This is a genomic window from Comamonas sp. DB36 (assembly GCF_057914905.1).
This window is the reverse complement of sequence record NZ_CP196631.1, coordinates 1,792,654-1,807,342: the sequence shown is the minus strand read 5'-3', so window position 1 is coordinate 1,807,342 and position 14,689 is coordinate 1,792,654. Positions and strand designations below refer to the sequence as shown.

12 protein-coding genes and 1 tRNA gene are annotated in these 14,689 nt (G+C 66.2%); 3 read left to right on the top strand and 10 right to left on the bottom strand.

Going from position 1 to position 14,689, the window contains the following annotated elements; translation table 11 throughout:
- The first annotated feature begins 20 nt into the window (after positions 1-20).
- Together ACSVDO_RS08355 and ACSVDO_RS08350 are read left to right on the top strand one after the other, a co-directional pair.
- Positions 21-1,694, top strand: a complete 1,674-nt coding sequence (locus tag ACSVDO_RS08355) for a ShlB/FhaC/HecB family hemolysin secretion/activation protein (protein ID WP_489595840.1) — start codon at positions 21-23, stop codon at positions 1,692-1,694.
- Positions 1,695-1,963: 269 nt separating this feature from the next.
- Positions 1,964-2,986, top strand: coding sequence for a patatin-like phospholipase family protein (locus ACSVDO_RS08350; RefSeq protein WP_489595838.1), 1,023 nt, complete (start codon positions 1,964-1,966; stop codon positions 2,984-2,986).
- Positions 2,987-3,042: 56 nt separating this feature from the next.
- On the opposite strand, the gene ACSVDO_RS08345 is transcribed toward ACSVDO_RS08350, so the two are convergent.
- Together ACSVDO_RS08345 and ACSVDO_RS08340 are read right to left on the bottom strand one after the other, a co-directional pair.
- Positions 3,043-3,119: transfer RNA gene (locus tag ACSVDO_RS08345), tRNA-Arg, on the bottom strand.
- A gap of 130 nt (positions 3,120-3,249) precedes the next feature.
- Entirely contained in the window at positions 3,250-4,188 is a 939-nt protein-coding gene (locus tag ACSVDO_RS08340) for a LysR family transcriptional regulator (protein WP_489595837.1), read from the bottom strand.
- 114 nt (positions 4,189-4,302) lie between these two features.
- Between ACSVDO_RS08340 and ACSVDO_RS08335 the strand changes: the two genes are divergently transcribed.
- Positions 4,303-5,310: a bile acid:sodium symporter family protein gene (locus tag ACSVDO_RS08335; protein ID WP_489595835.1), complete on the top strand. Its 1,008-nt coding sequence runs from the start codon at positions 4,303-4,305 to the stop codon at positions 5,308-5,310.
- Between the two features lies 1 nt (position 5,311).
- Here the strand turns inward: ACSVDO_RS08335 and ACSVDO_RS08330 are convergent, their stop codons facing one another.
- From ACSVDO_RS08330 to ACSVDO_RS08295, 8 genes are all read right to left on the bottom strand, one after another.
- On the bottom strand, positions 5,312-6,259 hold the full coding sequence (locus ACSVDO_RS08330; RefSeq protein ID WP_489595834.1) for an isoaspartyl peptidase/L-asparaginase family protein: 948 nt from the start codon (positions 6,257-6,259) through the stop codon (positions 5,312-5,314).
- Positions 6,260-6,475: 216 nt separating this feature from the next.
- Complete coding sequence (locus ACSVDO_RS08325; protein WP_489595832.1) at positions 6,476-7,093, bottom strand: hypothetical protein; 618 nt, start codon at positions 7,091-7,093, stop codon at positions 6,476-6,478.
- 339 nt (positions 7,094-7,432) lie between these two features.
- Positions 7,433-8,761, bottom strand: coding sequence for a TolC family outer membrane protein (locus ACSVDO_RS08320; RefSeq protein WP_489596364.1), 1,329 nt, complete (start codon positions 8,759-8,761; stop codon positions 7,433-7,435).
- A 104-nt stretch (positions 8,762-8,865) separates the two neighbouring features.
- Positions 8,866-9,468, bottom strand: a complete 603-nt coding sequence (locus ACSVDO_RS08315; RefSeq protein WP_489595830.1) for an SCO family protein — start codon at positions 9,466-9,468, stop codon at positions 8,866-8,868.
- 47 nt (positions 9,469-9,515) lie between these two features.
- Complete coding sequence (locus ACSVDO_RS08310) at positions 9,516-11,300, bottom strand: multicopper oxidase family protein (RefSeq protein WP_489595828.1); 1,785 nt, start codon at positions 11,298-11,300, stop codon at positions 9,516-9,518.
- Between the two features lie 33 nt (positions 11,301-11,333).
- Positions 11,334-12,656, bottom strand: a complete 1,323-nt coding sequence (locus tag ACSVDO_RS08305) for an HlyD family type I secretion periplasmic adaptor subunit (RefSeq protein ID WP_489595826.1) — start codon at positions 12,654-12,656, stop codon at positions 11,334-11,336.
- Positions 12,657-12,674: 18 nt separating this feature from the next.
- Positions 12,675-14,357 (bottom strand): type I secretion system permease/ATPase, encoded by a 1,683-nt coding sequence (locus ACSVDO_RS08300; RefSeq protein WP_489595824.1) that lies wholly within the window; start codon positions 14,355-14,357, stop codon positions 12,675-12,677.
- A 27-nt stretch (positions 14,358-14,384) separates the two neighbouring features.
- Positions 14,385-14,687, bottom strand: a complete 303-nt coding sequence (locus tag ACSVDO_RS08295) for a hypothetical protein (RefSeq protein WP_489595822.1) — start codon at positions 14,685-14,687, stop codon at positions 14,385-14,387.
- Positions 14,688-14,689: the final 2 nt, after the last annotated feature.

The following is a 14,689-nucleotide window of genomic DNA, read 5'->3' as shown; positions in this document are numbered from 1 at the left end:
GATATCCATCAGGAATTTCCATGCCTTTGTTTCTTCGCACGCCGCTGTGGTGTGCCCTCAGCACCGCTGCGCTGGGCCTATGCGCCCAGGCCCAGACGCTGCCCAATGCCGGCCAACTGCTTGAAAGCCTTGAGCAGCAGCGCCCCCTGCGGCCCGCGCCGGCGGACATCGACCTGGGCCTGCCCGCGCCGCCCGCGGCTGCGGACGCGGCCGACATGCAAGGCCCGAAGATCGACGTGCAGCGCTTCGCAATCGACGGCAACAGCGCCATCGCCACGGCGGATCTGCAGGCCCTGCTGCAGCCGCTCGAGGGCCAATCGCTGACCCTGTCCCAGCTCGAAGCCGGCGCAGCGCGCATCACCGGGCTCTACCGAGAACGCGGCTATCCCTTTGCCTATGCCTATTTGCCCGAGCAGACGGTGGAGGCAGGCCTGGTGCGCGTGAACGTGCTCGAGGGCCGGCTGGGTGAAGTGCGTCTCGAAAACCAGTCGCGCCAGCGCGCGCAGGTCCTGACCACGCCGCTCAGGCAACTGCGCGTCGGCGAGGTGCTCCATGCCCGCGCGCTCAACTCCAGCCTGCTGCTGCTGGGCGATGTGAGCGGCGCTCGCGCCAAGTCCAGGCTGCAGCCCGGGATCCACGTAGGCACGACCGACCTGGTGGTACGCGTCGAGGATGCGCCTGTCGTCAGCGGCTCGCTGGGCCTGGACAATTTCGGCAATCGCTTCACCGGTACCGCGCGCGCCATGGGCAGCCTGCAATTCAACGGATCGCTGGGCCTTGGCGAGCAGATCCATCTGCATACGTTGCTGAGCAATGAGCATCTGCGCAATTACCAGTTGGGCTACCAGATGCCGATCGGTCCCTGGAACACGCTCGTAGGCGCCGGTCTGGCGCATCTCAACTACGAGACCGGCAGGGATTTTTCGGCACTCGATGCCTATGGCAGCGCCAAGGTGGCGAGCCTCCATGCCAACCAGCCACTGGTGCGAAGCCGCGGCGTGAATCTCAATGCCCGGATAAGCCATGACCAGAAGCGGCTGGCCGACCACATCGGCGCGCAGGACAGCCACGCGCGCAAGCGTTCGCACCTCACCACGCTGGGCCTGAACGGCAACTGGCAGGACAGCCTGGGCGGTCGGGCCATCAGCCAATGGGACTTGTCCTGGACGCATGGCCAGCTGCGCCTGGGAAGCGAGGCGCAACGGCAATCAGATGCGCTGACCACAGGCAGTGCAGGCCACTTCCAGGTGTTCAACGGCCAGCTTGCGCGCTGGCAGGCCTTGACCGGCCCGTGGAGCCTCCATGGGCGCATCAATGGCCAATGGGCCAACAGGAATCTCGACTCGTCGGAAAAAATGAGCCTGGGCGGCGCCTACGGAGTGCGCGCCTATCCACAGGGCGAAGCGTCGGGTGACAGCGGATTGCTGGGCGCGCTCGAGTTGCATTGCACGCTGGGCAATGCCTGGCAGCTCAGCGGTTTTGTGGACGCGGGCCGCGTCAGGTTCCAGCAGCGTCCGTGGAGCGAGGACAGCAACCAGCGCAATCTTGGCGGCGCAGGGTTCGGGCTCAAGCACCATGGCACGCGCTGGGCGCTTGAATCGACGCTCGCCTGGCGTGTGGGCGCAGGCGGACCCGCCACCAGCGCGCAGCAGCGTTCGCCGAACCTGCTGGTCAAATTCCAGATGCACATCTGATGCCTCCATCAGCGCCGCAATTTTCACTGTTCGCAATGTCTGCACGTGTTCAGCAATGAGAACCTGGCACGCATGCGCGTTGCCAGCACGCGCGCAGCGCCACCGACCGCTGTGAAACCGGCGGCGAGCATCCGCTGAACACGCGTGCCCCGGCGAGGAAACATTTGCAAACGCCTTGCGCATGGCGCCTGGGGACAAGCAGCGCGGGCCCGCCTCGGCCTTGCGGGCGCCGATATACTGCCGCCTTGATGACAGCTGGAAAGCCTGGAATGCGTTTGCAAGCCTTCATACGCCCGCTGGCGTATCTCGCAGTGGCCGGCCTGGCCGCCTGCGGTAGCACCCCCAAAGCCGTAGCGCCTGCGGGCGCACCCGGCGCCACGACCGCGCCTTTGACCATAGGCCTGGCGCTGGGTGGCGGCGCGGCCAAGGGCTTTGCGCACATCGGTGTGATCAAGATGCTCGAAGCCAATGGCCTGACGCCGGCCGTCGTCGCCGGCACCAGCGCGGGCAGCGTGGTCGGCGCGCTGTATGCGAGCGGCATGGACGCGTTCGCGCTGCAGGAGAAGGCCGTGGGCCTCGACGAGACCAGCATTCGGGACCTGCAGTTCTCGTCGGGCGGCCTGGTCAAGGGGCAGAAGCTCGAAGACTATGTCAACGAGCAGGTCCAGCGCCGTCCGCTGGAAAAGCTGGCCAAGCCCTTCGTCGCCGTCGCCACGCGCCTCGAAGACGGCGAACGCACGGTGTTCGCCCGCGGCAACACCGGGCAGGCGGTGCGCGCGTCGAGCAGCGTGCCTGGCGTGTTCCAGCCGGTATCGATAGGCAAGTTCCACTTCGTCGACGGCGGCATCGTGAGCCCCGTGCCCGTCGATGCGGCGCGCCAACTGGGCGCCGATCTGGTGATCGCCGTCGATATTTCGAACAAGCCGCGCGGCCAGTCGCCGGCCGACATGCTCGGCACCCTGGGCCAGTCGATCGCCATCATGGGCCAGAAGCTAGGCCAGGCCGAACTCGCGCGCGCCGACATCATCATCCGCCCCAAAGTGCTCGACATTGGACCGGCCGACTTCACCCAGCGCGCGAATGCCATCGTCGAAGGCGAGAAAGCCGCACTTGCGGTGATGCCGCAGATCCGGGCGCGCATCGCTCAGCTGCAGGCTGAACGCGCCCAGGCCTTGCAGCTGGCGCAGAACAAAGCCGTGCAGGACAAGCAGCAGGCCTGTCTTGAAAACCGCAGCCGGCTGCAGAAGATCGGCGGCATGGTGGGCTTGAGCGACCCCTGCGCCCAACCGTAAGTCGGGCAGGTGCGCAGCGGATTTCGGCGGATATATGCAGGGGAGATGGGAAGGGGTGGTGCGGCGTACTGGAATCGAACCAGTGACCCACAGCTTAGAAGGCTGTTGCTCTATCCAACTGAGCTAACGCCACCACATGCAGCATGCGCGCAATGGCATGCCCACTGGACATGCGCAGCGGCGCATATCAGTGGGTCATATCATACCTGCGCGCCCGCACGCCACGCAGCAAATGGCGCATCGCACCGCCTGTTTTGCGGCAATCAGCGCTCTTTTGCCGGTGCTCTGAGCGCCGGCAGTGCGCTCCAGCGTGCATGCGCGACATCACGCACCAGATCCCAGACCAATTGCACGACCGGCGCAAGACGGCGATGGCGCCGGTGCACCAGCATGATTTGCCGCTCGACCACGGGCAGCAGCAGGCGATCGACCAGACCCGCGCTTTCGACGCCCTGGTCCGCGACCGCGAGCCGCGGCACGACCGCGATGCCCAGACCCGCCTGCACCATGGCGAAAATGGTGGTCGTGTGGCCAACCTGCTGCACCACCTGGCAGTCGGGCGCGTGCTGTTCGAGTTCGCGGTCGATCAGGCGGCGGCTGCCGGACGCATGGTCGAGCAGCACCAGCGGATGGCCCGAGAGATCGCGCCAATGCACTTCGTGCCGCCGCGCGAGCGCGTGGTCCGCGGGGCAGACCAGGCAGAACGGCTCGGAAAGAATCGCTTCGCAGTGCAGATCCTCGGGTTCGGTGGGATCGATGACCACGCCGAAATCGACTTCGCCGGCACGCACGCTGTCGAGCGCGCCCTGCTGGATGCGATCGAGCAACTGCAGCTGCAGGCCCGGGTGCTGCTGCGCGCAGCGCGCAATGCACTCGGGCATCAGATGGGCCGACAGCGTGGGGCTGCTGGCGACGCGCACGCGGCCGTGGCGCTGCGTGGCCAGGCCGCGCACTTCGAGCAGCGCGGCGTCGAGTTCGTCGAGCACGCGCGTGGCCCGGCCCTGGAGCAGGCGGCCCGCATCGCTGAGTTCGACATCGCGCGTGCTGCGATGCAGCAACTGCACGCCCAGCTGCTGCTCGAGGTCGGTGATGCTGCGGCTGACTGCGGGCTGCGTAAGCCCCACCGCCTCCCCCGCGCGGCTGAAGTTCTGCTGCTGCGCCACGGCCAGGAATACGCGCAGCTGCCGCAAAGTGATATTCATGAGTAAAAATTATAAAACAATCAAATAAATGCATTTCACTTTTGAATCAGCATGCATTCCAATCGGCGCGACGAACGCGCGCACGCCGTTCGCTGCAACTTCTGAAAGCACGGCATGGCCCGACCCCGATTCCTTCCCGACAACTTCACCTTGATGCTCATCGCCACGGTGCTGCTCGCCAGCATCCTGCCGGCCTATGGCAGCGTCGCGCGCGGTCTGGAGTGGGCCGCAATGGGCGTGATCTTCATGCTGTTCTTCCTGCACGGCGCCAAGCTCTCGCGCCAGGCCATCTGGGCCGGCATCAGCCACTGGCGGCTGCACCTGCTGGTCACGGCGATCACTTTCATCGTGTTCCCGCTGCTGGGCTGGGGCCTGCGCCCGGTGCTCGAGCCGCTGCTGACGCCCGACCTGTACCTGGGCGTGCTGTTCCTCTGCACGCTGCCCGCCACCGTGCAGTCGGCGGTGACGCTCACGGCCGTGGCGCGCGGCAACATGCCGGCCGCGATCTGCAGTGCCTCGGGCTCCACGCTGATGGGCATCGTGCTCACGCCGCTGCTCGTGGGCCTGCTGCTGTCGCAGACCGCAGGCAGCAGCGATCCGCTGCAGGCCATGGGCCGAATCGCCTTGCAGCTGCTGCTGCCGTTCGCGCTGGGCCACGGCCTGCGACCCTGGGTGTCGCCGTTCCTGCAGCGCCATGCGGCGCGCATCAAGGGCCTGGACCAGACTTCCATCCTGCTGGTCGTCTACTCGGCGTTCAGCGCTTCGGTCGTCGCCGGACTCTGGACGCGCATTCCGCCGCTCGCGCTGGGCGTGCTGGTGCTGGTCTGCGGCCTGTTGCTGGCACTGGCCATGGGCATCAGCGTCTGGCTCGCGCGGCGCCTGGGTTTCTCCACCGAAGACGAAGCCGCCATCATCTTCTGCGGCTCGCAGAAAAGCCTGGTCAGCGGCGTGCCCATGGCCAAGGTGCTGTTTGCGCCCAGCGTGATGGGCGGCATGGTGCTGCCGCTGATGATTTTCCACCCCATGCAGCTGATGGTCGCGGCCTGGGTCGCAGGCCGCTATGCGCGCCGTCCGTCCGGTACCGAAGCGCTGGGTACGGCCGCAGCGCCGGCCAAGGCCTGAATCACGCTGCGGGCGCCTGGTCCTGAAAGATGGCGGTGCATGCGGCCTGGCCCTGGCGCTGCACGCCGCGGTACATGCCTGCCGTATTGAACGGCATGCTGACCTCGCCCCGGGCATCGACCGCGATCAGCCCGCCGCGCCCGCCTATGCGCAGCAGCTCGCCGAACACCACGTCGGGCGCGGCCTCCTGCAGCGACTGCCCCCGATAGAGCATGCGCGCATGCACATCGTGCGCGGCCGCCGTGCGGATGAAGTGCTCGCCCGTGCCCGTGGCGACCACGGCACAGCTCAGATCGTTGGCATAAATGCCCGCGCCTATCACCGCCGAATCGCCGACCCGACCTGGGCGCTTGGCCGTGAGACCGCCGGTGGACACCGCGGCTGCGAGATGACCGTGGGCGTCCAAAGCCACGGCGCCGACCGTGCCGAAATGGCCGCTGTCGCGCAGCGGCGCAGGCACGCCCATAGCCCGGCGCTGGCGCTGGGCGCGGCGCAGATCGTCCAGCCTCTCGTCGGTGTCAAACCAGGCATCGGGCTCCATGGCCAGGCCCATCTGCTGCGCAAAGCACTGCGCGCCTTCTCCGACCATCAGCACATGGCCCGAATCAGAGAGCACGCTGCGCGCCAGCAGCACCGGGTTGCGCACGCCATGCACGCAGGCCACGGCGCCCGCGGCCAGGCGCTGGCCGTCCATCACCGCAGCATCCATCTCATGGCGCGCCGCAGCGGTATAGACCGAACCCCGGCCCGCATTGAACAGCGGGCAGTCCTCGAGCGACACCACGGCGGCCTGGACCGCGTCCAGCGCCGCGCCTCCGCTTTCCAGCAGCGCCGCACCGGCGGCCAGCGCGGCCTTGAGCGCGCGGTGATAAGGCGCCTCGAGGTCTGGATTCGGCGACATCGTGCCGGCGCCGCCGTGCACGGCAATCACGCAACGCAAATGTCCCATGGGGCCTCCCTGCTGTGGCACTGCGCGCCAGCGGCACAGTGCCTGGACCATGGCATACATGCTCACCCGGCCCACAGCGCGCGGGCGTAGGCCTATGCATGGACAGGATGTCAGGCGCCTTCGTGCGGTTGCACGATTGCATGAAAGCGTTGTGCCGGCTGCAGCGAAAAGGCCACCCTGAGGGGTGGCCTTGGGCTCAGAAGCGCGCCACGCGCTTCATCGGGCGCCGGCGAACCGGGCAGCGGCAAACGCCGGTGGGATACCTTCCGGCCGGCGCCGGGCCCAGGCCAGCAGCAGCATCAACGCGGCGAATCCACCGGCAACCAGCACCGGGTAGACAGCCAGGATCTCGGACAGCGAATACTTCCAGTTCAATGGGCGGCCAACACCCAGCAAGGCGGCGTAGAACCAGGAAACCGCCGAGACTGCGCCGCAGAACACGGCAAAACTGCGCTGCGAGTGCGACATGCTCAGCAGGCTGCCGGCCTTCTTCAGCAGCGGCAGCACACGGTGGTGCAGCAGGAAGCCATTGAGCGTCAGCAAGCAGACAACGGTGATCTTGGCCTGCAGCTTGGGGTTGGCGAAGTAGCTCCAGCCTTTGGACGAGGCGTCCAGCGCAATGATGGCCGCGCCGGTGATCCACAAGGCAATCAGGGCCAGGGCGACGGTGTTTTGCAGGTCATGCAGGTGTTTGGGGTCCAGGCGCTCGCGGGGATTTCCCGAGATCAGCTGCCTGATCATCGCGATGTCGCTCATCAGGATCAGACCGATTGCCACGCAGCAGGCAATCAGGTGGGCATAGACGATGGCCATTCGTGAAAATTCATGTTCCATGGGTGTTATCCGTTGAAGTGAGTCAAGCCTTGCTCGAAAGGAGCAGGCTGCAGGCCTGCGATGAGTGCATCAAAAGCCTGGGCGCGAATGTATCCAGGTCCGGCAAGGCCATTTGTTCACAGATGCAACGGACAAGGTGAATGTGAGCGCACACCAACAAAACTTTACAAACCTTGGATTCTCCCCTTGCACACAGCGCCCGAGGGGCGCATGGAGACGGCGCGGATGGCGTACACCGGCCTGACGTTCAGTAGCATTTCTCGCGCGCAACGCCGCCGTTTTGTCGCTGGACGGACATAGGCATTTGAGCCAACCGGCGCGCGTTGCGCCGGATTGCCGTCAGTGCGGTGCCGGCCCCGCGCTGTCCACTGCAGGGCGCCCCTGGGTTGCCAGTGTCGCGTTGATGGCAAACAGGTCCTCGGCCGCCAGCATGCCGTTGGCCTGGCGCATCTTGAGGTAGCCAACCAGGACGCCGTAACGCGCCAGCGCCAGATCGCGCTTGGTCTGGAACAGCTGGGTCTGCGCGTTGAGCACGTCAATGTTGATGCGCACCCCCACCCGGTAGCTGATGCGGTTGGCATCGAGCGCGACCTGACTGGAAGCTTCGGCCGCCTCCAGCGCCTTGACCTGGCCGACGCCGGATACCAGTCCCAGGAAGGCCGCGCGGGTGGCCTGGGCCACGCTGCGGCGTGCGGCATCCAGCCGGGCGCGGGACTGCTCCTGCAGCGCCAGGCTTTCGCGCACCCGGTTCTCGGTCGCATAGCCGGCGAACAAGGGCATGTTGAGCACGACTCCCACGGAAACTGCCTTGACGCGCGAACGCTCCGGAGTGCTGGTCGTGCCTTGCGGGTTGTCGCTGATGTTGTAGCCGAGGGTGGCGTCCAGCGTGGGCAGGTGACCGGCCTGGGCCTTGCGCACTTCCAGCGCGGCGACATCGAGTTCGAGCAGGGCCTGCTCGATGGAAGGATGGCCGGCATCGGCCTGCGCCACCAGCTGCGCCATGTCGTTCGGCACCAGCGGCCCAAGCACCACGGGGGCGGCCAGCGGCACAGGCACGCTTGCGGGGCGACCCACCAGCTGGTCCAGCATGAGCTTGCGCACCTGCAAATCGTTGTCCGCCGCAATCTCCTGGGCAATGACCAGGTCGTAGCGGGCCTGCGCTTCACGCGCATCGGTGATGGTCGAGGTTCCGACCTGGAAGTTTCGCCTGGCGAAAGCCAGTTGCTCGGCCACGGCGTTTTTCTGCGCACGCACCAGCGCCACGCTGTCCTGGCTGGCAAGCACGTCGAAATACGCCTGGGCGACGCGCACCACGAGATCCTGCTCGGCGAGATGCAGCAGGGCATGCGCGATGCCGACCTGGCGCTGGCCCTGTTCGAAGCTTGCCCGGTTGGCCGGTCGGTAGATGGGCTGGGTAGCGTTGATGCCCACGTTGCGCGCATTGAGCGCGCGCGCCGGGTTGACGCTTGCCGCCGAGACATCCTGGCGGGTGTGCGCCGCCCCTGCCGACAGCCCCACCGTGGGCAGCAGCCCGGCCCTGGCCTGGGCCGCGCGCGCCAACGCCGCGTCGTGCTGCGCAACCGCACCCAGATACGTGGCATCGTAGCCGCGCGCGAGTTCGTAGAGCTCCATCAGGCTCTGCGCATGCGCCGGCAGCGCGGCTAGCATTGCGAACCAGGCCAGGAACACCGTGACGACTGTCTTCACGCTGGCAGACAGACAGCGCTCGGGCACACCGGCTTCGGTGCGACGCCGGAACTGGTGGCGGCGGTTCATCGACCAGTCCGGTTGCGATCCACATGCAGGATCGCGGCAATGATCTGTTCCGGTCTGGCCAAGGCCGGCGCCATCGCCCAGCGATCATATGCGTCGTTGCCTATGCGCACCATGCCGGTATGTCGATTGAGCTCCTTATCGATCTTCGGGTCAGGGTCGTAGAAACCGAGAGCGAAGCGCACGAGATCGATGTCCGCGCGGGTACCGGTCAGAAACAGCCACCCGGGATTGACGCCGTGCATTTCGGCATAGTCGGCAAGGTGCTCCACGGTATCCACCTCCGGGCGGATGGTGATCGAGTACATGAAGATATCCTTGCCCACGCGCTCGGCCAGCCGCTCCTGCACACGCGACAGGTTGTGGGTCATCTCCGGGCAGATACCTTCGCAGTCGGCATACATCATGTTGATGGCGACGATCTTTCCGCGTATCAGATCGTCGTAGAAGTTCACCGTCCCGCCGGTGTGCGTCTTGAGCGGCACATTCGGCATGCGGCGGCGCGTGCGGGTGGTCGTCATCGAGGCGGCAGCTGCAGGCAAGCCCATTGCGCCCAGCGAAGCAGCGCCCAGCGCGGCGAGTGCATGTCTTCGGTCATTCATGACAGTCTCCTGAAAAAGTGGACATTCACCGTACGCGGTCGCCGACCTCATACGATGTCGAACCGGACCATCATGGCGTGGTCCTCATGCGTGAGGTTGTGGCAGTGCATGGTGTACTTGCCGGTGAAATCGCGAAAGCGCAGCAGCACCCTCATGGTCATGCGTTCGCCGAGGACGAAAACATCCTTGCGTCCACGCTCGTTCACCGCCAGCGGCACGTTGACGCCGTTGACGCTCTTGCTGAGGATGCGGCCCTCCTCGAAATGCACGTGGATGGGATGCTGCCAGCCGTTGTCCGGATTGACGAATTCCCAGATTTCCGTGCTTCCCCGGGCGATCGTCGCGCGCGGCGTGAGCGGATCGAAAAACTGTCCGTTGACATTCCACATCCCGCTGTTGCGCGCGAAGACCCAGGTGCGCACCGGCAGCGCCGCGAGTTCGGCGGCGCTGGGCAGCGGCCGCAGCGGACGCAGCACGCTTTGCACCACGCTCAGATCGGGCGCGGGCGCCGGGCGATCGACAATGAACTTGAGCACCCGCGTGCCCGGGGCCTGCAGCACGCCGGGCCGGCGCGTGTCGAGCTGCGTCAGTTGATTGACGAGGTAGAGCGTGGTGTTGAGCGGAAAGCGGGAAAAGTCCACGACGATGTCCGCGCGCTCGGCCGGCGCAAGCCTGAGCCGCAGGACATTCGCGATAGGCGCCGGCAACAGGTTGCCGTCGGCGGAGATCTGCGTGTAGGGATAGACCGTGGTGGCGCCGGTATTTTGCAAGGCGAACTCGTAGAACCGCGAAGGCCCGGCATTGAGCAGCCGCAACCGGTACTTGCGCGCCGCGACGCGCAGCACCGGCTCGATCTTGCCGTTGACCACGATCTTGTCGCCCAGCACACCTTCCGGGTTGAGCTCGTCAAACGTCAGCCGCCCGCCCGAGTCGAAGCGCTTGTCCGAGAAACTCAGCGGGTAGTCGAAAGCGCCGCTGGGCAGCCTCAGCCCCGTGGTTTCATCGCCGGTGTCGAGATCATCGAAGATCATGTAGCGCCCGAACAGCCCCTTGAGCACGTTAGGCGCCGTTACGCCGTCAGTGTGGTCGTGATAGAACAGCGAGCCCAGCGCCTCACGGGAATCGCCTGTGCCCCCCATCTCGTCGAATCCGGCGTAAAGATTGGGGTAGAAATGGTCGTTGTAGGAGCCGGGCGTAGTCAGCGTCAGCCCCCGTTGGGTCGCGCTGTAGAAGTCGCTGGCGAAACCGTCGCTTTCCGACGGCGTATGCATGTTGTGCAGGTGCGTGGAGATCTCGGGCGAGCCAAACCCCATGTGGTTCTGCGGCAGCTCGTTGCGGATGCGACAGATGATCGACTGGCCGTAGCGCGCGTGTATCGTCGGGCCGGGCGAGGTCACCCCCGGCGTATGGCCCTCGTAGCCCCAGATGGGCTGCGGCGGGTAGTAGGGATTGTTGCCGTTGAAGCGCCAGGCCGGGTTTTCCTTCGCGGTCAGTTGATAGAACAGCGGTGCCTTGGCAACATTTGGCAATGTCAGCTCGGCGTAGCGCTGGTGGGCGCCGCGGCCGCACTCGCCACCGGCCAGATTGGCGTTCAAGGTCGGAGCCGGATTCAGCGCGGCCAGCGGGGTCAGCGGCGTGATCTGGGTCGGCAGTTCCTCGACCCAGGGCGTGGTCGGCGGGCTGGGCGGCAACGGCGTCGGCTGGGCGCTGGCCTGCCTTGACGTCAGCACCAGCGGCGCCGCGCTGGCTGCGAGGGAAGCCTTGAGCCATGTACGTCGGGTACCGGTGACGGAAGAAGCCACCGGCTCGCTGTGTTTGGAATCGTTGCGCATGATGCATCTCCCTGTCATTGATGAACAGATTTCTCACATTTGCCGACCCGACTTGCGCAGCGTGTTGGTGATGGGCTCGGCGATGTATTGCAGGGCGGTCTGCGTCACGCCCTCGATGTAGACCTCCGCGGGCATGCCCGCCTGCAGCTTGAAGTCGCCAATCGATTTGAGCGACTCGGCGTCGGCGCGGATCATCACGCTGTAGTAGGGCAGATTGCTCTGGCGCTCGAGCAGCCGGTCGCCCGACACGTAGCTGACCGCTCCCGTCACCATGGACGTGTTGCGGTACTTGAACGCCGTGAACTTGATGCGCGCGACCTGGTCGAGCCGCACGTTGCTGATGTCTTCGGGGCGAATATGGGCCTCGATCAGCAGCTGGGTGTTGCTCGGCACGATGTCCGCAATCGCTTCGCCGGGCCCGACGACGGCGCCGGGAGAGGTGAACTTGAGATCGATGACCTCGCCGCTGGCCGGCGCGGAGACCACCTGGCGATGGGCGGCGTCGTCCGACTTGCGTTGTTCCTGCTCGATCTCGCTCAGACGCTGGGAGGTGGCCTTGAGCTGGTCGCTTGCGGCCTTGACGTAGTCGTTGCGTATCGACTGGATCTTCATGTCGATGTCCACCAGGCGCTGGGCCGCGCGCGCGAGTTCGGTGCGCCGCTCCTCGACTTTCGCCGCGTACTCCATGACCGTGGCGTCTATCTGGGAGACCCGGCTGGCGGAAATGAAGCCGTCCGTGACCAGTCCGCGGTTGACTTCCAGATCCTGGCGCTGCAAGGCAAGCGAGCCCCGGGCCTGTTCGATCTGCGCGTTGACGGCAACGATCTCCTGCTGCACCCGGCTGCGCTGGGTCAGCATCAGCGCCGTGCCGCTGTCCAGCGAATGGCGCTGGGCCTGGAACAGCCCGGTTTCCTTTTGCAGCGCCTGGCGTATGCGCTCGTCGGTCTGCGCCGCCGCCAGCAAGTCCTGCGGAAATGTCAATGTCCGGGCCAGCGCATGCTCGGCCTCCAGACGCGCCAGCGTGGCGCGTTCCACGAGCACGCGATAGCCAAGCCGATTGCGGTCGGCATCGATGCGCACGTCACCGAGCACCAGGATAGGATCGCCGGCATTCACATGCTGGCCGTCACGCACCAGCACTTCGCGCACGGTGCCGCCTTCGAGGTGCTGCACCGGACGCCGGTTGAGATCGACCTTGACGAAGGCCGGCGCGACCACCGCCATCATCAGCGGTGCCAGTGACATCCACAGGGCTATGGGCACGATGGACAAGGCAATGGTCCAGCAGCCGGCGCGCGCCAGCCGGCGGGCTTGTTCCTGGCTGGAGGGCGGCAGTGAGAGCGTGGCGGTGTTCATGGCGTACTCCTTGGGCCTTCAGGCCGCTTTCTGGTCCACAGCCGCCTGCGCCTGGCGCTGCATGTCCCGCATGACTTCGCTGGCTGGGCCGAACTGCTTTACCCGTCCCGCCGCGAGCACCAGGATCTTGTCGACATGGGCGATCAGCGAAGGGCGATGCGTGACCACGACCGAAGTCACTCCGGCAGCGCGCAGGCCGCCCATGGTTTGCGCCAGCGCGACTTCCCCGGCGCCATCCAGGTTCGAGTTGGGTTCGTCCAGGATCACCAGCTGCGGGTCGCCGTAGAGCGCCCGGGCCAGCGCAATGCGCTGGCGCTGGCCGGGAGACAGACGCGCGCCGTGTTCGCCCACCGGCGTGTCATAGCCCTTGGGCAGCAACAGGATCATCTCGTGCGCGTTGGCCCGGGTCGCCGCCGCCACGACTTTTTCCGAATCGATCTGGTCCAGCCGCGCAATGTTGTCGGCCACCGTGCCGTCGAACAGTTCGATGTCCTGCGGGACGTAGCCGATGAAGGGGCCAAGCTGCTCGCGCGGCCAGTACGACACATCGGCACCGTCGAGCCGCACCCGCCCCGCGCTGGGAACGCGCACTCCCGTGAGCAGCCGCGCAAGCGTCGACTTTCCGGCGGCGCTGGGGCCGACGATGGCCATGGCTTCGCCGGGCGCTAGCGTGAAGACGATGTTCGACAGCACCAGCGTGTCGGAGCCGGGCAGCCGGTAGGAGATGTTCTCCGCCGTGAGCCGCCCTTCGGGGCGCGGCATGACCACGCGCGCCTCGGGGCGCTCGAAATCCTGCGACAGCTCCAGCAGGCGCCGATAGGCCGCGCGCGCCTCGATCAGCGTGCGCCAGCTGCCCACGACCTGCTCCACCGGCTGAACAGCGCGTCCGAGCAGGATGCTGGTAGCGATCATGACGCCGGCCGACGCCTGCTGGTTGAGCACCAGGTACGCACCCAGCGCCAGCATCAGAATCTGGATGGCCTGGCGCACGGTCTTGGTGGCGGTCGTGAACGCCACCGTGCTGCGGCTGGCGCTGGTCTGCAGCGTGGCGATCCGGCCCTGCAGAGCGCGCCAGCGCACCAGCAGGCGCTGGGTCATGCCCAGGGCCTGCAGCACTTCGGCATTGCGCAGCGAGCTCTCCACATACTGGGCCGCGCGCCGTCCTTCGCTTTGCAGCGTCTCGAGCGACTCGCGGCTGGTGCGGTCGTTGAGCCATGCCAGTGCCAGCATGAGCAGCGCCGAGAATGCCGCGCCAATGCCCAGCGCCGGATGGAACAGCCAGATGACGCATACGTAGACAAACACCCAGGGCGCGTCGAACACCGCGATGAGCCCGTTGGCGGAGAACACTCCGCGCAGCGCGGCCACATCTCGGATGCCTTCGGTACGCGTGCCGTTGGGCGCACGCGCCACGCGCTCCACGATGGCGTGGACCACGGGCGGCGAGAGCCGCTCGTCGACCAGCACGCCCACCACGTTCTGCAGGCGCGTGCGCAGGTAGTCCAGCGCGAACAGGATCAGCAGCGCCACGCCGGTGCCGGCAAGCAGCACCAGCAGGGTCTCATGGCTGTTGGTGGAAATGACCCGGTCGAACACCTGCAAGGTGAAGAACGCGGGCACCAGGAACAGGAGATTGATGAAGAACGAGAACGCTGCGATATAACCCAGCAGCGGACGCAGTTCCGACAAGAGCGATTTCATGTGCCGGCCCTCCCTGTTGTTGTTCGCCTATTTCGGCCCGCTGCCATTCAGGCCGCGGGCCACTTCGGCCGCCTCGAGCGCCTTGACGCGCCTGACCAGCTTTTCTATCGCCTTCATCTGCTCGGCATAGGCATGCGCCAACTGCTGGGTCACGTCGCTCAGGCCCTTGATGGCTAGCGTCAGCTCATCCTTCTTCGCAGTGACCATGCTCATGCGCGACATGACGAGCGTGGCGACATCGCGCGGGTCGGACACCGTGCGGCGCTCCGCCTGCGCAGTGGCGTTGCCTGTCTCAGTGGCGCCGGAGAGGGTCTTGTCTTGGTCGGTCATGT